At 62.3% G+C, this 19,032-nt stretch carries 19 protein-coding genes, 2 tRNA genes and 1 pseudogene; 4 read left to right on the forward strand and 18 right to left on the reverse strand.

What is annotated here, in order from left to right; all coding sequences use genetic code 11:
* Positions 1 to 135: 135 nt before the first annotated feature.
* The 4 genes and pseudogenes from VGE08_RS20645 to VGE08_RS20660 form a co-directional block, all read left to right on the forward strand.
* A pseudogene (locus VGE08_RS20645) lies at positions 136 to 741 on the forward strand (integrase domain-containing protein); the annotation flags it as partial.
* A 31-nt stretch (positions 742 to 772) separates the two neighbouring features.
* Complete coding sequence (locus VGE08_RS20650) at positions 773 to 934, forward strand: hypothetical protein (RefSeq protein WP_331069813.1); 162 nt, start codon at positions 773 to 775, stop codon at positions 932 to 934.
* A gap of 34 nt (positions 935 to 968) precedes the next feature.
* Positions 969 to 1,130, forward strand: coding sequence for a ribbon-helix-helix protein, CopG family (locus tag VGE08_RS20655; RefSeq protein WP_331069814.1), 162 nt, complete (start codon positions 969 to 971; stop codon positions 1,128 to 1,130).
* Entirely contained in the window at positions 1,127 to 2,680 is a 1,554-nt protein-coding gene (locus tag VGE08_RS20660) for a recombinase family protein (RefSeq protein WP_331069815.1), read from the forward strand. The genes VGE08_RS20655 and VGE08_RS20660 overlap by 4 nt, the downstream gene beginning before the upstream one ends.
* Here VGE08_RS20660 and VGE08_RS20665 read toward each other — a convergent pair.
* From VGE08_RS20665 to tpiA, 18 genes are all read right to left on the reverse strand, one after another.
* Positions 2,659 to 2,735 (reverse strand) — tRNA-Met (locus VGE08_RS20665). The two genes, VGE08_RS20660 and VGE08_RS20665, sit on opposite strands and share 22 nt — an antisense overlap.
* A gap of 146 nt (positions 2,736 to 2,881) precedes the next feature.
* Positions 2,882 to 4,324 carry an NADH-quinone oxidoreductase subunit NuoN gene (nuoN, locus tag VGE08_RS20670; protein ID WP_331069816.1) on the reverse strand — a complete coding sequence of 481 codons (1,443 nt, stop codon included), beginning with the start codon at positions 4,322 to 4,324 and terminating at the stop codon, positions 2,882 to 2,884.
* A 29-nt stretch (positions 4,325 to 4,353) separates the two neighbouring features.
* Positions 4,354 to 5,889: an NADH-quinone oxidoreductase subunit M gene (locus tag VGE08_RS20675; RefSeq protein WP_331069817.1), complete on the reverse strand. Its 1,536-nt coding sequence runs from the start codon at positions 5,887 to 5,889 to the stop codon at positions 4,354 to 4,356.
* Positions 5,890 to 5,907: 18 nt separating this feature from the next.
* Positions 5,908 to 7,974: an NADH-quinone oxidoreductase subunit L gene (nuoL, locus tag VGE08_RS20680; RefSeq protein ID WP_331069818.1), complete on the reverse strand. Its 2,067-nt coding sequence runs from the start codon at positions 7,972 to 7,974 to the stop codon at positions 5,908 to 5,910.
* Positions 7,975 to 7,992: 18 nt separating this feature from the next.
* Entirely contained in the window at positions 7,993 to 8,298 is a 306-nt protein-coding gene (nuoK, locus tag VGE08_RS20685; protein ID WP_331069819.1) for an NADH-quinone oxidoreductase subunit NuoK, read from the reverse strand.
* The gene (locus VGE08_RS20690; RefSeq protein WP_331069820.1) at positions 8,295 to 8,903 is read right to left on the reverse strand and encodes an NADH-quinone oxidoreductase subunit J; all 609 of its coding nucleotides are present in this window, start codon (positions 8,901 to 8,903) and stop codon (positions 8,295 to 8,297) included. Before VGE08_RS20690 ends, nuoK begins: the two co-directional genes overlap by 4 nt.
* A gap of 2 nt (positions 8,904 to 8,905) precedes the next feature.
* Positions 8,906 to 9,397: an NADH-quinone oxidoreductase subunit NuoI gene (nuoI, locus tag VGE08_RS20695; protein ID WP_331069821.1), complete on the reverse strand. Its 492-nt coding sequence runs from the start codon at positions 9,395 to 9,397 to the stop codon at positions 8,906 to 8,908.
* Positions 9,398 to 9,418: 21 nt separating this feature from the next.
* Complete coding sequence (gene nuoH / locus VGE08_RS20700) at positions 9,419 to 10,474, reverse strand: NADH-quinone oxidoreductase subunit NuoH (RefSeq protein ID WP_349258761.1); 1,056 nt, start codon at positions 10,472 to 10,474, stop codon at positions 9,419 to 9,421.
* A 5-nt stretch (positions 10,475 to 10,479) separates the two neighbouring features.
* The gene (gene nuoG, locus VGE08_RS20705) at positions 10,480 to 12,660 is read right to left on the reverse strand and encodes an NADH-quinone oxidoreductase subunit NuoG (protein ID WP_331069823.1); all 2,181 of its coding nucleotides are present in this window, start codon (positions 12,658 to 12,660) and stop codon (positions 10,480 to 10,482) included.
* 13 nt (positions 12,661 to 12,673) lie between these two features.
* Entirely contained in the window at positions 12,674 to 14,008 is a 1,335-nt protein-coding gene (gene nuoF, locus VGE08_RS20710; protein WP_331069824.1) for an NADH-quinone oxidoreductase subunit NuoF, read from the reverse strand.
* A 36-nt stretch (positions 14,009 to 14,044) separates the two neighbouring features.
* The gene (nuoE, locus tag VGE08_RS20715) at positions 14,045 to 14,521 is read right to left on the reverse strand and encodes an NADH-quinone oxidoreductase subunit NuoE (protein WP_349258762.1); all 477 of its coding nucleotides are present in this window, start codon (positions 14,519 to 14,521) and stop codon (positions 14,045 to 14,047) included.
* A gap of 56 nt (positions 14,522 to 14,577) precedes the next feature.
* On the reverse strand, positions 14,578 to 15,831 hold the full coding sequence (locus VGE08_RS20720; RefSeq protein WP_331069826.1) for an NADH-quinone oxidoreductase subunit D: 1,254 nt from the start codon (positions 15,829 to 15,831) through the stop codon (positions 14,578 to 14,580).
* 10 nt (positions 15,832 to 15,841) lie between these two features.
* A complete protein-coding gene (locus tag VGE08_RS20725; protein ID WP_331069827.1) occupies positions 15,842 to 16,558 on the reverse strand; it encodes an NADH-quinone oxidoreductase subunit C in 717 nt (238 codons plus the stop codon).
* Positions 16,559 to 16,605: 47 nt separating this feature from the next.
* Positions 16,606 to 17,109: an NADH-quinone oxidoreductase subunit B family protein gene (locus VGE08_RS20730; RefSeq protein ID WP_349258757.1), complete on the reverse strand. Its 504-nt coding sequence runs from the start codon at positions 17,107 to 17,109 to the stop codon at positions 16,606 to 16,608.
* Positions 17,100 to 17,456 (reverse strand): NADH-quinone oxidoreductase subunit A, encoded by a 357-nt coding sequence (locus tag VGE08_RS20735; RefSeq protein ID WP_331069999.1) that lies wholly within the window; start codon positions 17,454 to 17,456, stop codon positions 17,100 to 17,102. Before VGE08_RS20735 ends, VGE08_RS20730 begins: the two co-directional genes overlap by 10 nt.
* 131 nt (positions 17,457 to 17,587) lie before the next feature.
* A tRNA-Leu gene (locus VGE08_RS20740) sits at positions 17,588 to 17,672 on the reverse strand.
* 97 nt (positions 17,673 to 17,769) lie between these two features.
* Complete coding sequence (gene secG / locus VGE08_RS20745; protein WP_331069828.1) at positions 17,770 to 18,183, reverse strand: preprotein translocase subunit SecG; 414 nt, start codon at positions 18,181 to 18,183, stop codon at positions 17,770 to 17,772.
* A 57-nt stretch (positions 18,184 to 18,240) separates the two neighbouring features.
* Complete coding sequence (tpiA, locus tag VGE08_RS20750; protein WP_349258763.1) at positions 18,241 to 18,999, reverse strand: triose-phosphate isomerase; 759 nt, start codon at positions 18,997 to 18,999, stop codon at positions 18,241 to 18,243.
* Between the last annotated feature and the right edge of the window lie 33 nt (positions 19,000 to 19,032).

Raw genomic sequence — 19,032 nt, forward strand, 5'->3', positions numbered from 1 at the left:
AAGCTCGACCCAACCCCAGCGAGCTGAGCCCCCCTACGATCGCCGAATCGGTCACGATCCGTGAGGGCACTGAGCCGTGCTGCCTCATCGACCGTGATCAGAATCCCCGGGGTGATGACTCAATTAATCTGCGCAGGCTCAGGGGGCATCATTCCGGCCGACAACGCGCGGCTTTCCATTCCTGATCGTCAGTTCGTCACGAATCAGAACAAGGCCCGCTGCCTCGGCGATAGTCTTGCGCGAGTCTCTGATGTTCACGTGCTCGTGAGTCTTCGACTTCAAGAAGCATTTGGGCTGCGGCGAGAAGAATCCATCAAGTTCCAGCCGAGCTACGCAGATCGGGGTGATCACATCGCGCTTAAGGGACCGTGGACTAAAGGCGGTCGTCCGCGAGTAATCCCGATCACGACGCCCGAACAGCGCGCCGTGCTCGACCAGGCGCGTAGGCTTGCCGGCGCAGGCTCGCTGATTCCGGCTCACAAAACATACATCCAGCAGCGCAACCTGTACGATGGCCAATGCAAGGCAGCCGGTCTGAATCGCATGCACGGGCTGCGGCATCGATACGCGCAGGCTCGGTACGAAGCGCTCACCGGCTGGAAGGCACCCGCCGCGGGTGGCCCGATTGCGCAGATGCTCACGCCCGAACAGCGGGTGCTGGATTTCCACGCGCGCCAAACCATTAGCTACGAACTAGGCCACGAGCGTCTACAAATCACGGCGGTCTATCTCGGGCGCTAACACGGTTTAGCAAGTGAGCTTTCCGCCTGACTTGCTCGATGAGCTCGCGCGCGTCTTCGCGCGCGTGGCCCTCGACCGCCTTCTGCAAGAGTTGTCCGCGCGCGAAGCGCGCCAAGAGCGTGCGGGTGCCCATTCCTTTGAAGAACCGGCTTCGGAAGCCGCCGACGTTGATGACGAAAAGAACCAGGGCTAATATCAGCCGAGGCAATCAAGCACTCGGACTGGATATGCCATCAAAGCCCGTCAACGTGAAGCAGGTGCTCGTGTATCTCACGCACGAGCAGCACGCCACGCTTTTGAAGCTCAAGGAAAAACTCGGCACGCCAGTCAGTGAGCAGATTCGCCGGGCCATCGATCGCTACTTGAAACAGATGGAGTCGCGAAAGTGAGAGCCGCCCTTTATTCCAGATTCAGCACGGATCGGCAGAACGAATCCTCCATTGCAGATCAAGTGCGCGTCTGCTCGGATTACATACATAGACAAGGCTGGACTGTGGTCGACCGCTTCGAGGATCAAGGAATCAGTGGAGCCGCACTCGGCAATCGTCCGGGCGTTCTGAGGCTTCAAGAAGACGCTCTCGCTCGCCGGTTCGATGTAGTTGTTGTAATGGACCTGACGCGCTTGTCCCGCTCCCAAGGTGATCTATCGAAAATGATTGACCGGCTCACCATGAAAGGCATCCGCATCATTGGTGTGCAGGATGGCTATGACTCGGCACGACGCGGCCACAAGCTGCAAGCCGGGCTCTCTGGAATCATCGGAGAGGCATTTCGCGAAATGGTGAAGGATCGAACCTATGCCGCACTGGAAAGCCGAGCGAAGGCAGGCCGCCCGACGGGTGGCCGCGCGTACGGTTACCGGGACGGCAAGATCGATCGTGGCGAGGCATTCATCGTGCTGGAGATATTCGGAAGGTTTGCAGACGGCATGTCGCCGCGCTCAATCGCGGCCGACTTGAACACCCGACGCATTCCGTCGCCGGGTGCGAGCTGGAAGCGGTCGCAGCGCCGAGCGGACGGCTGGATGGGTTCCGGAATCCGCGTGATCCTCCGGAATGAGAGATATCGCGGCGTCGTTCACTGGAACACCAGCGAGTGGCGAAAGGACCCAGATACGGGCAAGCGCAAGCGAGTCATGCGCCCCCGATCCGAATGGGTCACCTCCGCCGATGAATCGCTTCGGATCGTCTCGGATGAACTTTGGGAGCGCGCCCAGCGACGCGTGCGCCCGCCAAAGGAAGGCGCACGCGTCAGGTCAGGCGGCAAGCCCAAGTTTCTGCTCTCAGGACTTCTAGTCTGCGATACCTGCGGGGCGCACTACGTCATCACTGACCAGCGCAGCTACGGCTGTTCCAGTTTCCACGACGGTCGAGCGTGTTTCAACGGCGTCCGCGTTCGTCGTCAACGAGCGGAAGCTGTACTGCTCGATCCGATCCGCAAGGGCTTGCTATCGCCCGAGCGGGTCGAGCGCATGGCAAAGGAAATGCGAGCTTTGTACGTTGAGCATCTGCGTGCACTCCAAATGCGAGAGGCCGAGCGACCGCAGGAATTGCAGGAGCTGATTGCCCGGATCGAGCGGCTGAGGGAGCGCCTGCGTCGCGGCGACCCGGACATGACTCCGGACGAAATTCAGGCGGCCATCGAGCGGGCCGAGGCAAAGGCACGGGAGCTGGGGGGCATGCAGGCGGCGCCTACGCCAGCGATGAAGGCGTTCACAATGCTGCCGAGGGCAGCCGAAGCCTATAGGCGCCAAATTGCGCTGGGGCTCGAGGGCGAGCCACGAGCGGCAGCCAAAGCCAGGTTGATCCTACGGGAGTTATTTGGCGGGGAAATCCGATTGGTTCCAGAGCCCGGCGGCGGGCTGACAGCTCACTGGAACCTTCATACATCTGCCCTAGTAAAGACGCTAGGGACAAGTGGTAGCGGGGGCAGGATTTGAACCTGCGACCTTCGGGTTATGAGCCCGACGAGCTGCCAGACTGCTCCACCCCGCACCAGGAGGGCGCGCATTGTAAGCGCGCCGCGACGAACATTACAAGCTAAATAATTCGCTGAAAAATCAGCGAAGAACGGCCGTCGTCGAAATTGTAAATGAAGTCGACGACGGCGGTTTTCAAGGGGCGCGAATGAACGGCTGCCGTTACGGCAGCACGCGAGCGCAGAGGTCCAGCAGGACCGACGGGAAAATTCCGAGGGCCAGCACGGCGACGCCATTGGCGCTGAGGACGGCGCGCAAGGTGCCGCCGGCTTCGATGCTGTAGGTGTCGGTAGGCTCATCGAAGTACATGAGCTTGATGACGCGCAGGTAGTAGAACGCACCGATGACGGACAGCAGCACGGCCACCGCGGCGAGCCAGACCAAGCCCACGTCTACCACCGCACCGAGCACGGCGATCTTTGCCCAGAAGCCGACGAACGGCGGCACGCCGGCGGTGCTGAACATGAGCATCATCATCATGGCGGCGAACCAGGGGCTCTTGCGCTGCAAGCCCTTGAAGTCCTCGAGCTGGTCGCCTTCGAAGCCCTGCCGGGACAGCAGCAGGATCATGCCGAACGAGCCGACGGCCATGATCACGTACGTCAACGTATAGAACATCGCCGCGCGGTAGCCCTCATTGGTGCCGGCGAGAACGCCCAGCAGGATGAAGCCCACGTGCGAGATCGTCGAATACGCGAGCATGCGCTTGAGATTGGTCTGCGCGATGGCGACCACGTTGCCGATGATCATCGACGCAACCGAGATCGCGATCAGCATGTTCTGCCAGCTGCCGACCATCGCATCGAGACCTTCGGCGAGCACGCGAATGGCGAGCACGAACGAGGCGATCTTCGGTGCGGAGCCGACGAACAAGGTCACGGCCGTCGGGGCCCCGTGATAAACGTCCGGCACCCACATATGGAACGGCACGGCACCGAACTTGAACGCGATGCCGACGATCACGAATGCCAGACCGAAGATCAGGCCCAGGTTGCCCGGCCCCACTTCGCGAACCGCGATTGCCAGCTCGTCCAACTGCAGCGTGCCGGTGACGCCGTAAAGGATGGAGAACCCGTACAGCAAGGTGCCCGAGGCGATGGCGCCGAGCACGAAATACTTCATCGCCGATTCCGCCGCGACCCCTGAATCGCGATTGAAGGCGACCATCGCGTACAGCGACAGCGCCAGCAGTTCGACGCCGAGATACGCCGTCAGCAGGCTGCCAGCCGAGATCAGCACCATCACGCCCAGCATCGCCAGCAAGGCAAGAATGAAATACTCGCCGCGGAACATGCCGTTCCGCTGCAAAGACTCGCGCGAGTACAGCAACGACACGGCAACCGTTCCGTACGTGAACAGCTTGAGCACGTCGCCCATCGGGTCCGCGACGAAAGAGCCGTCGAACGCCGTGACTCGGCCGTCCACCGCGTACTGCACGGTGACGAAGGCACAGCCGGCCAGCGTCAGCATCGAGAGTGCGTAAGTGATCCAGCGCTTGCTGTCGCTGAGGAACACATCCACCAGCAGGATCACGCAGATCGCCGACAGCAGGAAGATCTCCGCCGCCGCTGCCTGCATATTGAAGTTTGTTACTACAGCTTCCATCACAGTGCCTAATTCTTAGAAGTGCAGGTTCAGAGCTTGGACACGGTGATCTGCTGCACCAGGTTCTCGACCGTGGGGCGCATCACGTCCAGCAGAGGAGCCGGCCACAGGCCCAGGCCGAGCACCGCCAGTGCCAGCACGCCGAGGACCAGCAGCTCACGGCCATTCACATCCTTCAGCTCGGCGACGTGATGATTCGCGATCGGGCCGAACACCACGCGCTTCACCAGCCACAACGTATAAGCGGCGCCGAGAATCAGCGTGAGACCGGCCAGGAACGCGTACCAGAAATCGGCACGGAAGCTGGCGAGGATCACCAGGAACTCGCCGACGAAACCGGAGGTCGCGGGTAAGCCGGAGTTCGCCATCGCGAACAGCACCATGAATGCAGCGAACACCGGCATCGTGTTGACCACGCCGCCGTACGCGCTGATCTCGCGGCTGTGCACCCGGTCATACAGCACGCCGACGCAGAAGAACATCGCGCCGGAGATCAGGCCGTGAGAAACCATCTGCACCATCGCGCCGTCGATGCCCATCGCGGCGCCGGCGGTGTCGCCGGAGTTGACGCGCATCAGCTCGAAAGTCAGGAACGAGCCCAGCGTGACGAAGCCCATGTGTGCGATCGACGAATACGCGATCAGCTTCTTCATGTCCTGCTGCGCGATGGCGACGAAGCCGATGTACACCACCGCGATCAGCGACAGCGAAATCACCAGCCAGTCGAGCGCGTCGCTCGCGTCCGGCGTGATCGGCAGCGAGAACCGCAGGAAACCGTAGCCGCCCATCTTCAGCATGATGGCCGCCAGGATCACCGAGCCGCCGGTCGGTGCCTCCACGTGCGCATCCGGCAACCAGGTGTGAACCGGCCACATCGGCACCTTCACCGCGAACGCAGCAAGGAACGAGACGAAGATGAACAGCTGCTCGTTCAGGCTCAGCGGCAGCCGGTGGAAGTCGGCGATCATGTAGCTGCACTGCCCTGCTTCGCAGGTCTGCAGGTACATGTAGATCAGCGACACCAGCATCAGCACCGAGCCGAGGAACGTGTACAGGAAGAACTTGATGGTGGCGTACACGCGGCGCGGTCCGCCCCAGATGCCGATGATGATGAACATCGGGATCAGCATCGCTTCCCACAGCACGTAGAACAGCATCGCATCCAGCGCGGCGAACACGCCGATCATCAAGCCTTCGAGGATCAGGAACGACGCGTAGTACTGCGCCGGCTTCCTCTCGATCACCGTCCAGCCGGCGATCACCACCAGCGGCGTGATGAACGCGGTCAGCACGATCAGCGGCATCGCGAACCCGTCCACGCCCAGGGCGTAGTACGAGTTGAACAGCGGGATCCAGGTGCGCTCCTCGACGAACTGCATGGCCGCGGTCGTGGAGTCGAAGTGAGTCCACAACAAAGTGGAGATGCCGAACGTGACGGCGGTGGTGATGAGCGCGATCCAGCGCCCGAGCGAGATGCCCTTTTCGCCGAGCAACAGCATGGCGAGGCCGCCGGCGATGGGCAGCCAGATCAGAACGCTGAGAATGGGCCAGGTAATCGTCGACATAGCTTTTCTTACAGTGAATTACCGCAGCACATACCACGCCAGCAGCACGGACAATCCGATGATCATCGCGAACGCATAGTGATACAGATAACCGGACTGCAGCCGCCGCATGACGCCGGACAGCCAGCCGACGACGCGTGCCGAGCCGTTGACCGCCGCGCCATCGATCAGCGCCACGTCACCGACACGCCACAACGCATTGCCGAGACCCACGCTGCCGCGTGCGAACACGGCCTGATAGATCTCGTCGAAATAGAACTTCTTGGCGAGCAGCTGGTAGAGCACCGAGAACTTGCCGGCGATCACGCCCGGCAGATCAGGACGCTTGATGTACAGGAACCAGGCTGCGGCCCAACCGGCGAACGCCAGGTAGATCGTCGGCGCCTGGAATGCGTGCACGATGAACTGCAGCGGACCATGCCAGGACTCTCCGACATGGCCGAGCGTGTTGTGCTCGTCGGTGACGTACAGCACGCCGTTGAAGAAATCGCCGAACAGCATCGGCCCGATGGTGAAGGCGCCGATGAACAGCGACGGAATGGCCAGCAGCACCAGCGGCAGCCACACCACCGCCGGGCTCTCGTGCGGCTCGACCGGACCGTGATGACCATGATCGTCATGGGCCGCCCCGTGAGCATCAGCATGATGACCATGGGCATCGCCATGAGCCGCATCCTTGTGCGCGTCGTGAGCGCCATGCGAGTCATGCGACACCTCGCGGAACCGCTCCGGACCATGGAACGTCATGTACACCAGTCGGAAGCTGTAGAACGCGGTGATGAACACGCCGAGCGTCACGCACCAGAACGCATAGCTCGCGCCCGGAATGTGCGAAGCGTGCACCGCTTCGATCAGCGCATCCTTCGAGAAGAAGCCGGACGTGCCCGGGAAGCCGATCAGCGCCAGCGTGCCAATGAACGAAGTCCAATACGTGATGGGCATGTATTTCTTCAGGCCGCCCATCTTCCGCATGTCCTGCTCGTGGTGCATGCCGATGATCACCGAGCCCGCAGCCAGGAACAGCAGCGCCTTGAAGAACGCATGCGTCATGAGATGGAACAACGCGCCGGCGTAAGCGGAGACGCCCAACGCCACCGTCATGTAGCCGAGCTGCGAAAGCGTCGAGTACGCGACCACGCGCTTGATGTCGTTGTTCACCAGGCCCAGCAGGCCCATGAAGAACGCGGTCGTCGCGCCAATGACCAGCACCGTCGACAGCGCGGTCTCGGACAACTCGAATAGCGGCGACATGCGCGCCACCATGAAGATGCCCGCGGTCACCATGGTCGCCGCGTGGATCAGCGCCGAGATCGGCGTCGGACCTTCCATCGAATCCGGCAGCCACACGTGCAGCGGCACCTGCGCCGACTTACCCATGGCGCCGATGAACAGGCAGATGCAAACGACGGTGATCGCCTGCCACTCCACGCCCGGGAAGATCTCCATCGTGCTCGCGACGATCGCGTCACGCTGCGCGAACACCGTCGCATAGTCGATGGAGCCGGTGTAGTACGCGACGCCGGCGATGCCGAGCACGAAGCCGAAGTCGCCGACGCGATTGACCAGGAACGCCTTCAGGTTGGCGAAGATCGCCGACGGCCGCGTGTACCAGAAACCGATCAGCAGGTACGACACCACGCCGACCGCTTCCCAGCCGAAGAACAGCTGCATGAAGTTGTTCGACATCACCAGCATCAGCATGGAGAAGGTGAACAACGAGATGTACGAGAAGAAGCGCTGATAGCCCGGGTCGTCCCGCATGTAACCGATGGTGTAGACGTGCACGCACAGCGACACGAAGGTCACCACGGTCATCATCATGGCGCTCAGGTTGTCGACCAGGAAGCCGACCTCCATGCGGATGTTGTCGCTGACCAGCCAGGTGTAGACCGTCTCGTTCACGACGGGCGCGCCGTCGAGCAGCAGCTTCAACACATAGGCCGACAGGCCGAACGACAGGGCGACACCGGCGATCGTGACGGTGTGAGCGCCGACACGGCCGATGACCTTGCCGCCAATGCCCGCCAGCAGGCAGGCGATGAGCGGCGCGAGAACGATGGTCAGGAGTACGGATTGCGAGATCATTTCTTGTTGATCCGGGCTCTAGCCTTTCATGGAGTCGAGCTGCTCGACATTGATGCTCTTACGCTCGCGGAACAGCACCACCAGAATGGCCAGGCCGATAGCGGACTCGGCGGCGGCGACCGTGAGAATGAAAAACACGAACACCTGCCCGCCCAGGTCGCCCAGCTGCCGTGCGAAGGCCACGAAGTTGAAGTTCACCGCGAGCAGCATCAGCTCGATGCACATCAGCAGCAGGATCACGTTCTTCCGGTTGAGGAAGATGCCGGCGACGCTGAGTGCGAACAGGATGCCCGCGAGCATCAGTACGAAGTTGAGGGAGATCATGACTTCTTCTCCGGCTCCATCTTGACCACCCTGATGCGGTCACGCGCACGCACGGACACCTGCGCACTCACATCCTGCTGCTTCAGGCCGGCGCGCCGACGCATGGTCAGCACGATCGCCGCCACAATGGCAAGCAGCAGGATCACGGCTGCGAGCTCGAACGGATACAGATATTTTGTGTAGAGCAACTGGCCGAGCGCGCCGGTGTTGCTGTAGCCCTCCTCCACCGCCACCTGGGCGACGGGCGTGATTTCAGTGCCCAGGCTCTTCACGTACACGACGCTACCGATCTCTGCGACCACGATCAGCGCGATCAACGCGCCCAGCGGCGCATAGCGGGTGAAGCCCTCTCGCACCTCCGCGACCTTGATGTCTAGCATCATGACCACGAACAGGAACAACACCATCACCGCGCCGACGTAGACGAGCACCAGCACGATGGCGAGAAACTCGGCTTCCAGCAGGATCCACAGGATGGCGCTGTTGAAGAACGAGAACACCAGGAAGAGCGCCGCGTGCACCGGATTGCGCGCGGTGATGACACCGATGGCCGACACCAGCAGCACACCGGAGAAAGCGTAGAACAGGATTTCGGTGATGGACATGGCTAGCGGTATCTCGCGTCGGCGGCTTTGTCGGCCGCGATCATGGCTTCGTACCGGTCGCCGATGGCCAGCAGCTTGTCCTTGGTCATGATGTTCTCGCCGGGATTCTCCATGTGGTACTCATGGATGCGCGTCTCGACGATGGCGTCCACCGGGCAGGCCTCTTCGCAGAAGCCGCAGTAGATGCACTTGAACAGGTCGATGTCGTAACGGGTCGTGCGGCGCGTGCCGTCGGCGGCCACGTCGGATTCGATGGTGATCGCCAGCGCCGGGCACACCGCTTCGCACAGCTTGCAGGCGATGCAGCGTTCCTGGCCGTTCGCATAGCGGCGCTGCGCATGCAGACCGCGATAACGAGGCGATTGCGGAGTCTTCTCCTCCGGGTACTGCACGGTGATGTTGGGACGCGCGGCGAACTGACGCAGCGTCACGTACAAGCCGAGAATCAGCTCGGTCAGGAAGAAGGTCTTGAAGAAACTGGCAGGCGTTTTCATAGCATTCTCTGGGCTCTCGCCTTATTTAGCCCACGGTCCGATGTCGTACGCGAAGAACACGCCCAGCACCGCCAGCCACACCAGCGTCACCGGAATGAACACCTTCCAGCCCAGACGCATGATCTGGTCGTAGCGGTAACGCGGGAACGTGGCACGGAACCACAGGTAACAGAACAGGAAGAACGCGAGCTTGATGAACAGCCAGTGGAAGCCGCTCGCGCGCAGGAACTCCGGCATGAACGACCAGCTCTCGAACGGCGACAGCCAGCCGCCGAAGAAGAAGATCGCGGTCAGCGTGGAGATCAGGATCATGTTCACGTACTCGGCCACGAAGAACACGGCGAACGCCATGCCCGAGTACTCGACGTGGAAGCCGGCGACGATTTCCGACTCGCCTTCCACCACGTCGAACGGCGCGCGGTTGGTTTCGGCCACGCCCGAGATGAAATAGACCAGGAACAGCGGAATCATCCACCAGAAGAAGTAGCTGAAGTGGCCGCCGGCCTGTCGCTCGATGATGTCGCCGAGGTTCAGCGAACCGGCCGCCATCACCACCCCGACCAGGGCGAAGCCCATCGCGATTTCATAGGCGACCATCTGCGCCGCGGCGCGCATGGCACCGAGGAACGCGTACTTCGAGTTGGTCGCCCAACCGGCGAGGATCACGCCGTACACACCGGCCGAGCTCAGTGCCAGCAGGTACAACAAGCCGGCGTTGATGTCGGCGGCCACGAAACCCGGCCACAACGGCACGACGGCCCACGCGGCCAACGCGGGAATCACAGCCAGCAGCGGCGCGATGACGAACAGGAACTTGCTCGAGGCCGTCGGGATGACGATTTCCTTGAGCATCAGCTTCAACACGTCCGCGAACGGCTGCAGCAAGCCGCCAGGGCCGACGCGATTCGGACCGATGCGCACCTGCATGGAGCCGATGACGCGACGCTCGGCCAGCGTCAGGAAGGCCATCGTCAAGATCACGCTGATGAACAGGACCACCGCGACTACGCCGTAGAAAACCACGGCGCGAATCCATTCCGGCAGGAACGACAGCAGATTGTTTACAAACTCGGGAATCGTGCTCACGCGTCCTGTCCTCGCAGGGTTTCGCGACCTTCACGCGTGTTTTGCAACGCCGACGAACGACGCACCATGGCGTCGACCTGATAGATGGGCACATCACGCACGACCGGCGCACTCGCGGCTTTCGCCTGCAGTGTGTGAGTCGCAGGCTTCGCAGTGAACGTGCCGGCCTCGTCCAGCGCCTTGCGAATGTCCGCCGTGATCTGATCGGCGGCGGTGTATTCGAAGCCCGGCAGATCCAGCAGATTCGCTAGCACGCGCAGCACTTTCCAACCAGGCCGCGACTCGCCCACCGGCGCGGCGGCGCCCGGCACGCTTTGCCAGCGTCCTTCGAGGTTCACGTACGTACCGGCTGTTTCGGCGAACGTGCCGATCGGCAACACGACATCGGCGAATTCGGCCGCCGTCGAATACGGCGACAGCGCGACAACGAAGTCCGCACCTTCGAGCGCGGCGCTCGCATTCTCGGCGGCGATGTCGAGCTGCGGCTCAATGGCACCGAACAGGATGTATGCCTTGAGCTTGGCGGCAAACATGTCGGCCACATTCAAGCCCGCGGCCTGGACCGGCAGGCCGCCGATAGAGCGGCCCGGCAAGAACCCGACGAGGTGAGCACCAGCGGCGTTGCCACCTTCCGGCAGGTAACCGAGCGTAGCGCCGGTCACTTCAGCCAGCGCGCTCGCGGCCAGCCGCAGATCCGCGAATGCGGGATCGCGCTGCGCGATGGCGCCGAGCAGGATCAAGCGACGCTCGCCTTCGCTCAGCTGCTGAGCAATGGCTTTGTGCGTGTCGTTCGGCTGAGCTTGCGAGGCGAGCGCGGCAACCGAGCGCGGCACTGCTTTGCCAGCGGCGTTGCATGCGGCCACCACGATGTTCACCAGATGATCGAGCGAGCCGCTGCCGTCCGAAGCGAGATAGCCCGCTACCGGGAACAGATATTGGTAACGCAGCGCGTTGATGAACGACACCTTGCCGCCGTTCAGCGCAGCCTTGCGAATGCGGTGCGCGAGCAGCGGCACTTCCTTGCGGAGGTTCGAGCCGACCACCAGCACGCTGTTGGCCGTCTCCAGCTCGCGGATCGAAACGCCGAGCGACGGGAACAATGGATCGCTGGCTTCGTCGCGGAAATCACTGCGACGCAGACGATGATCCAGATTGCTGCTGCCCAGGCCGCGCGCGATGCGCGAGAACAGGAACAGCTCTTCCAAGGTCGAATTCGCAGATGCAATCGCACCGATCTGTCCGCCGCCATGTTGCTTGGCGATGCGGCCCAGCTTCTCGGCGACCTTCTGCAGCGCCGTCTCCCAATCGGTCTCCTGCAGCACGCCGTTCTCGCGAATCGATGGCTTCAGCAAGCGATCGTCGCTGTAGATGCCCTGGTAGCTGAAACGATCGCGATCGGCGATCCAGGTCTCGTTCACATCTTCATTGGCACGCGGCACGATGCGCATCACGCGACCACGCAGCACGTGCGCGTAGATGTTCGTGCCAACGGCATCGTGCGGAGAGATCAGCGGATGCTGAGTCATTTCCCAGGCACGCGCGCGATAGCGATACGGCTTGTTGTTCAACGCGCCGACCGGGCACAGGTCGATGATGTTGGCCGACAGCTCGTGATCGACGCTCTTCTCGATGAACGTGCCGATCTCTGTCATCTCGCCGCGGCCGATGGTGCCCAGCTCCTGGAAGCCCTGCACGTCCTGCGTGAAGCGCACGCAGCGGGTGCAGTGAATGCAACGGGTCATGTCCGTGGACACGAGCGGCCCGAGGTTCTTGTCTTTGACGACGCGCTTACGCTCGGTGTAACGCGAGATGCCGCGGCCGAAGCCCATCGCCAGGTCCTGCAGCTCGCACTCGCCGCCCTGATCGCAGATCGGGCAATCGAGCGGATGATTGATCAGCAGAAACTCCATCACGGCGCGCTGCGCGGCGATGGCCTTGGGCGACTTGGTGAAAACCTTCATGCCTTCGGCCACGGGAGTGGCGCACGCCGGCATCGGCTTCGGCGCCTTCTCCACCTCCACCAGGCACATGCGGCAGTTGGCGGCGATCGGCAGTTTCTCGTGATAACAGAAACGCGGGACGTACACGTCGTTCGCGTCCGTCACCTGGATCACCATCTGACCCTTGCGTGCCTTCATGGGCACGCCGTTGACTTCAATGTTGACCTCGTCACTCATGCTTGGGTCTCACTCAGGCGGCCTGCGCGCGCCGCTCCTTATCGACCATGCTGTGGCCATGCTCGACGATGTATTCGAACTCGTGCCGGTAGTGCTTCATGAAGCTCTGCACCGGCCAGGCGGCAGCGTCGCCGAAGGCGCAGATGGTGTGGCCTTCGATCTTGTTGGCGACATCGACCAGCATGTCCAGATCGGACTTCTTGCCCTGCCCCGCCAGCATTCGCTTGATGACGCGGTTCATCCAGCCGGTGCCTTCGCGGCACGGCGTGCACTGGCCGCACGACTCGGCGTAATAGAAACGTGAGATGCGCTCCAGCGCCCTGACCATGCAGGTGGTCTCGTCCATCACGATCATCGATCCGGTGCCGAGGCTGGAACCGACCTTGCGCACACCGTCGTAGTCCATCGTGGCCGTCATCATGGCCTCGCCCGGCACCACCGGAACGGACACACCGCCGGGGATCACGGCTTTCAACTTGCGGCCGTCGCGCACGCCGCCGCAGATCTCCAGCAGATCCTTGAATGGAATACCCAGCGGCAGCTCGATGTTCTGCGGCTTGTTCACGTGCCCGGAGATGGAGAAGATCATCGTGCCGCCGGCATTGGGCACGCCCAGATCGGTGAACCACTTCGGGCCCTTGCGCAGAATGGTCGGCACCGACGCATAGCTCTGCGTGTTGTTGATCGTGGTCGGCTTGCCGTAGAGGCCGAAGTTCGCGGGGAACGGCGGCTTGAAACGCGGACGGCCTTGCTTGCCTTCCAGCGATTCCAGCAGCGCGGTCTCTTCACCGCAGATATAAGCACCCGCGCCGACGAAGGTATACAAATCGAAGTCCACGCCCGAGCCGAGAATGTTCTTACCGAGCAAACCGGCGGCGTAAGCCTCTTTCAAAGCTTCTTCGAAACGCGGCACCGGTTCCTCGAGGAACTCGCCGCGGATGTAGTTGTAGCCGACGGTTGCACCCATCGCGTAACCGCCGATGGCCATGCCCTCGATCAGCGCGTGCGGGTTGTAACGCAGGATGTCGCGGTCGTGACAGGTGCCGGGCTCGCTCTCGTCCGAATTGCAGACGACGTACTTCTGGCCCGGCGCATTGCGAGGCATGAAGCTCCACTTCATGCCGGTCGGGAAGCCGGCGCCGCCGCGGCCCCGCAGACCCGAGGCCTTCACCTGCTCGATGATCTCCTCTTTCGGCGTCTTCTCGCGCAGGATCTTCTCCCACGCCTCGTAGCCGCCGGTCTTGCGATAGGTGTCGATCGACGAGGGCCGTTCCATGCCAAGCGTCGCGAAGCAAACGAAGTTGCTCGGATACTTGCCCAACAGCAGTTTGTTTGATTCGTCAGTCATGGTGGCGATGGCTATCGGTAAGCGCGTGGCGCGCGATCACTTGTGACGATCCAGAATCTCGTCGATCTTCTCGGGTGTGAGATTCTCGTAGTACACGTGATCGACCATCATCATCGGCGCGTTGTTACAGGCGGCGAGGCATTCCTCCTCGCGCTTCAGGTAGAAGCGGCCGTCCGGCGTGCTCTCGCCCACCTTGATGCCGAGCCGCTTCTCGACGTGCGACAACATGTCCTCGCCACCGCGCAACATGCACGAGATGTTGGTGCACACGGAAATGCTGTGGCGTCCGACCGGCTTGGTCTCGAACATCGAATAGAACGTCGCGACCTCGTACACCTGGATTGGCGGCAGGCCGATGTACTCGGCCACCGCGTCCATCGCTTCCTTGGTGAGATAACCGCCGATGTCGTGCTGCACGGCGCGCAGCGCGGCGATCACCGCCGAGCGCTTGCGCTCCGGCGGAAACTTGGTCAGCCAGTGATCGATCTCGTGGCGCGCGTGCTCGGACAGCACGCCCTTGTAGTCGCCGCCGGAAGTAGGTTCGTGCCCGGATTGATGGTTGTTACTAGTCACCGGTCGATTTCCCCGAATACGATGTCCTGCGTGCCGATCACCGCCACCACGTCCGCGAGCAGGTGACCCTTCACCATCTCTTCAAGCGAAGCCAGATGCGAGAAACCCGGCGCGCGGCACTTCAAGCGATAAGGCTTGTTGGCGCCGTCAGACACGAGATAGATACCGAACTCGCCCTTGGGCGCTTCCACTGCGGCATACGTTTCGCCCGCCGGCACGCAGTAGCCTTCGGTGTACAGCTTGAAGTGATGAATCAGCGATTCCATGTCGCCTTTCATCTCTTCGCGCTTGGGCGCCGACACCTTGTGGTCGTTGATCATCACCGGGCCGGGGTTGGCGCGCAGCCAGTCGACGCACTGCTTGATGATGCGGTTCGACTGGCGCATCTCCTCGACGCGCACCAGGTAACGGTCGTAGCAATCGCCGTTCACGCCGACCGGGATGTCGAAATCCATGCGATCGTAGACTTCGTAGGGCTGCTTCTTGCGCAGGTCCCATGCGATGCCCGAGCCACGCAGCATCGGGCCAGTGAAGCCCAGTTGCAGCGCCCGCTCCGGCGAGACCACGCCAATGTTCACCGTGCGCTGTTTCCAGATGCGGTTGTCGGTGAGCAATGTTTCGTACTCGTCGACGTTCGCCGGGAAGCGCGCGCAAAAGTCATCGATGAAGTCGAGCATGCTGCCGCGACGACGCTCGTTGAGGCGATCGACGTCGGCCTGCGAACGCCACTTGGATGGCTGGTACTTCGGCATCGAGTCCGGCAGATCGCGATACACACCGCCCGGACGATAGTAGGTCGCGTGCATGCGCGTGCCGGAGACGGCCTCGTACACGTCCATCAGATCTTCGCGCTCGCGGAACGCGTACAGGAACACGGTCATCGCGCCGATATCGAGGCCGTGCGCGCCGAGCCACATCAAGTGGTTCAGGATGCGCGTGATCTCGTCGAACATCACGCGGATGTACTGAGCGCGCTCGGGGATCTGAATGCCCAGCAGCTTCTCGATCGCCATCACGTAGGCGTGCTCGTTGCACATCATCGACACGTAGTCGAGCCGATCCATGTAGCCGATCGACTGATTGAACGGCTTCGACTCGGCCAGCTTCTCGGTGGCTCGATGCAACAGACCGACGTGCGGGTCGGCCTTTTGAATGACCTCGCCGTCCATCTCCAGCACCAGGCGCAAGACGCCGTGCGCCGCCGGATGCTGCGGGCCGAAGTTCAGCGTGAAATTGTGGATATCTGCCATGGCTAACCTATCAACCGCCAGAGTTGGGCACGGCGGCGCCGACCGGCACTTCTCTCAGCACCTGGTCGTAACGGTTGTCCTCGCGAATCACGCGAGGCACGAGTGTGCGGGGCTCGATGCTCACCGGCTGATACACCACACGTCCCTTGTTGGTGTCGTACTTGACTTCGACGTTGCCGATCAGCGGGAAGTCCTTGCGGAACGGATGGCCGATGAAGCCGTAGTCGGTAAGCAGGCGGCGCAGGTCGGGATGATTGCGGAACATGATGCCGAACAGGTCGAACGCTTCGCGCTCGAACCAGTTGGCGCTGTTCCAGATGTCGACCACGGAGTCGATCACCGGCGGCTCGCCATCGCTGGCGAAACTGCGCAGGCGCAGGCGCCAATTGTTGGAGATCGACAGCAACTGATAGGTCACCGCGAAACGCTTGCTCTGCGGCTCGCCGACCCTCTCCTTGATGCGATTCACGCCACGGCTGAAACCGGTCGCGGTCGAGGCGTAGGTGTTCCATTCCTCGCGGCCGTAATCCAGAAAGTCCACGCCGGCCAGATCGATCAGCTGCTCGAAACCGAAATCGGCGTTGTCACGCAGCTCCTTGCAGACCGCGAGCAGATTCTCGGCATCGACTTCGAATGCAACGTCGCCCGGCAACGCCGGCAATGCCCGCAGCTCCTGAGCAAAGCGCGCCGTCAGTCGCGAGGCCAATGTCTCGGTACGTGAACTCATCCCGTTCTCGCTAACTCAAGCCCTAGCGGGCATCATTCGACGCGCGGTCATCGCGCGATCGTGCTGGTGCGGCGGATCTTGTTCTGCAGTTGCAGGATGCCGTACAGCAATGCTTCGGCACTCGGCGGGCAGCCCGGCACGTACACATCGACCGGAACGATCCGGTCGCAGCCGCGCACTACCGCATACGAGTAGTGGTAATAGCCGCCGCCGTTGGCGCAGGAGCCCATCGAAATCACCCAGCGCGGCTCGGGCATCTGGTCATAAACCTTGCGCAGCGCCGGCGCCATCTTGTTCACCAGCGTGCCGGCCACGATCATCACGTCCGACTGGCGCGGGCTCGGACGGAACACGATGCCGAAACGATCGAGGTCATAACGGGCCGCGCCCGCGTGCATCATCTCGACGGCGCAACAAGCCAGACCGAAAGTCATCGGCCACATCGAGCCGGTGCGCGCCCAGTTGACCAGCGAATCGACCGTGGTCGTCATGAAGCCGCGTTGCGTAACCGCGGCGTCCGGTGTCTCGGCGGTGGGAGCAGTCAATCCCATTCCAGCGCCCCTTTCTTCCACTCGTACACGAAGCCCACCACCAGGACCGCCAGGAAAACACCCATGGCCGCCAGGCCGACCATGCCGACCGACTCGAGCGCCACAGCCCAGGGAAACAAGAAGGCGATTTCCAGGTCGAAGACGATGAACAGGATGGCGACCAGGTAATAGCGCACGTCGAATTTCATGCGCGTATCGGTATAAGCCTCGAAGCCGCACTCATAGGCGGAGAGCTTTTCAGGGTCGGGCTTGCGTGGGCCGAGCAGAAAGCCCAGGCCGATGAGCACCGAGCCGAGCACGCCGGCCACGCCCAGAAAGATCAGGATGGGAACGTAGTTCTGCAACATCACGTAAGCTGCTGACGCGCCGGGTCCGGCGGCGGCGCGCATTGTATCAGGACGGTCCGAAAAGGGTTCTATAAGAATTGCACGAAGGCAGCCTTCTTCGCGCATGAACGCTGGGCTCGGAATCGAAAATCTGGTGCGGCTGAGAGGACTCGAACCTCCACGGATTGCTCCACTACCACCTCAAGGTAGCGTGTCTACCAGTTCCACCACAGCCGCACTGAATCGACTCTAAAAGCCCCTGGGCATTTACCCTAAAACTGCTGCCTGAAAATCACTAATGATCAGTCCGACGCCGACGCCCGGTGACTGCCCGTTATTGTTTGGGCGGCTCGGCCGGTGCCGGTTGAGGTGCCGGCGCGGCGGGCTGTTCGACCGCCTGATCGTGGCTTGGCTGATCATTGGCCGGATCGGCTGGCGATACCGAAGGCAACGCCGGCGCCGCGTCCGGAATATTCACGCGATCGATCACGCTCTTCGGTGCCTCGGCCGGCCGACCGCCGAGGTATGCCAGCGTCAGGCTCGTTGCGATGAACAGCGCCGCGAGCGTCGCAGTGGTGCGCGACAGGAACGACGCCGAGCCGCGAGCACCGAACACGGTGCCCGACGCACCCGCGCCGAAGCCGGCGCCCGCATCGGCGCCTTTGCCCCGCTGCAGTAACACCAGCCCTACGATGGCCGCGGCGATCAACAGGTGAGCAATCACCACCGCCGAATGTAACCAGTTCATACGATCCAATTCCTGCCACTAATGGGGACAGACTTAAATCCGTCCCCGCCGCCGAGCTCAATGAGCCTGGGCCGCGGCGCAGATCTTCAGAAACTCATCCGCTTTCAGCGACGCGCCGCCGATCAATCCACCATCGACGTCCGGCATGGCGAAGATCTCCTTCGCGTTGCCGGCTTTCACGCTGCCGCCATAGAGCACCCGTAAACCGGCCGCGATCTTAGCATCACGGGCGGCCACCTCGGCGCGAATATGTGCGTGAACTTCCTGCGCCTGCTCCGGCGTCGCGTTTTTGCCCGTGCCGATCGCCCAGACCGGCTCGTACGCCACCACCGCCTGCTGGAACGCGCCCGGGGCACACACATCCAGCACGGCTGCCAGTTGCCGGGAGACCACTTGCATGGTCTGCCCTTTTTCCCGCTCTTCCAGGGTTTCGCCGACGCAGAGGATCGGGATCAGACCCTGCGACTGCGCCGCGAGAAACTTGCGTGCCACCAGCGCGTCGTCCTCGCGATAGATCGTGCGACGCTCGGAGTGGCCCACGATGACGTAGGTGCAACCGACGTCCTTCAACATGGCCGCCGAGGTTTCGCCGGTGAACGCGCCGACGGCCTCGGCACACACCGTCTGCGCCCCCAGCTTCACGATCGAATCCTTCAGCAAACGACCCACTTCCCAGAGGTACACATTGGGCGGACACACGGCGATGTCGAAGGTGGTCTGCGCGGGCAAGCCCAGCAACAGGCGCTCGATCAGCTCGGCGTTCTCCGCGCGCGAGCCGTGCATCTTCCAATTCCCGGCAATGAATGGCCGGCGCATCGGCAGTACCTCCACAGTTGGTTCGGGCCGCCC

Source organism: Steroidobacter sp., assembly GCF_036406195.1.
Taxonomy (GTDB): Bacteria; Pseudomonadota; Gammaproteobacteria; order Steroidobacterales; family Steroidobacteraceae; genus Steroidobacter.

Coding starts and splice junctions, on each gene's coding strand:
- VGE08_RS20675 (WP_331069817.1), bottom strand. CDS start 5,889: ATGTCGACGATTACCTGGCCCATTCTCAGCGTTCTGATCTGGCTGCCC.
- VGE08_RS20725 (WP_331069827.1), bottom strand. CDS start 16,558: ATGAGTTCACGTACCGAGACATTGGCCTCGCGACTGACGGCGCGCTTT.
- VGE08_RS20730 (WP_349258757.1), bottom strand. CDS start 17,109: ATGGGATTGACTGCTCCCACCGCCGAGACACCGGACGCCGCGGTTACG.
- VGE08_RS20735 (WP_331069999.1), bottom strand. CDS start 17,456: ATGTTGCAGAACTACGTTCCCATCCTGATCTTTCTGGGCGTGGCCGGC.
- tpiA (WP_349258763.1), bottom strand. CDS start 18,999: ATGCGCCGGCCATTCATTGCCGGGAATTGGAAGATGCACGGCTCGCGC.
- VGE08_RS20690 (WP_331069820.1), bottom strand. CDS start 8,903: ATGTCCATCACCGAAATCCTGTTCTACGCTTTCTCCGGTGTGCTGCTG.
- VGE08_RS20720 (WP_331069826.1), bottom strand. CDS start 15,831: ATGGCAGATATCCACAATTTCACGCTGAACTTCGGCCCGCAGCATCCG.
- nuoL (WP_331069818.1), bottom strand. CDS start 7,974: ATGATCTCGCAATCCGTACTCCTGACCATCGTTCTCGCGCCGCTCATC.
- nuoI (WP_331069821.1), bottom strand. CDS start 9,397: ATGAAAACGCCTGCCAGTTTCTTCAAGACCTTCTTCCTGACCGAGCTG.
- VGE08_RS20655 (WP_331069814.1), top strand. CDS start 969: ATGCCATCAAAGCCCGTCAACGTGAAGCAGGTGCTCGTGTATCTCACG.
- nuoK (WP_331069819.1), bottom strand. CDS start 8,298: ATGATCTCCCTCAACTTCGTACTGATGCTCGCGGGCATCCTGTTCGCA.
- nuoG (WP_331069823.1), bottom strand. CDS start 12,660: ATGAGTGACGAGGTCAACATTGAAGTCAACGGCGTGCCCATGAAGGCA.
- nuoF (WP_331069824.1), bottom strand. CDS start 14,008: ATGACTGACGAATCAAACAAACTGCTGTTGGGCAAGTATCCGAGCAAC.
- secG (WP_331069828.1), bottom strand. CDS start 18,183: ATGAACTGGTTACATTCGGCGGTGGTGATTGCTCACCTGTTGATCGCC.
- nuoN (WP_331069816.1), bottom strand. CDS start 4,324: ATGGAAGCTGTAGTAACAAACTTCAATATGCAGGCAGCGGCGGCGGAG.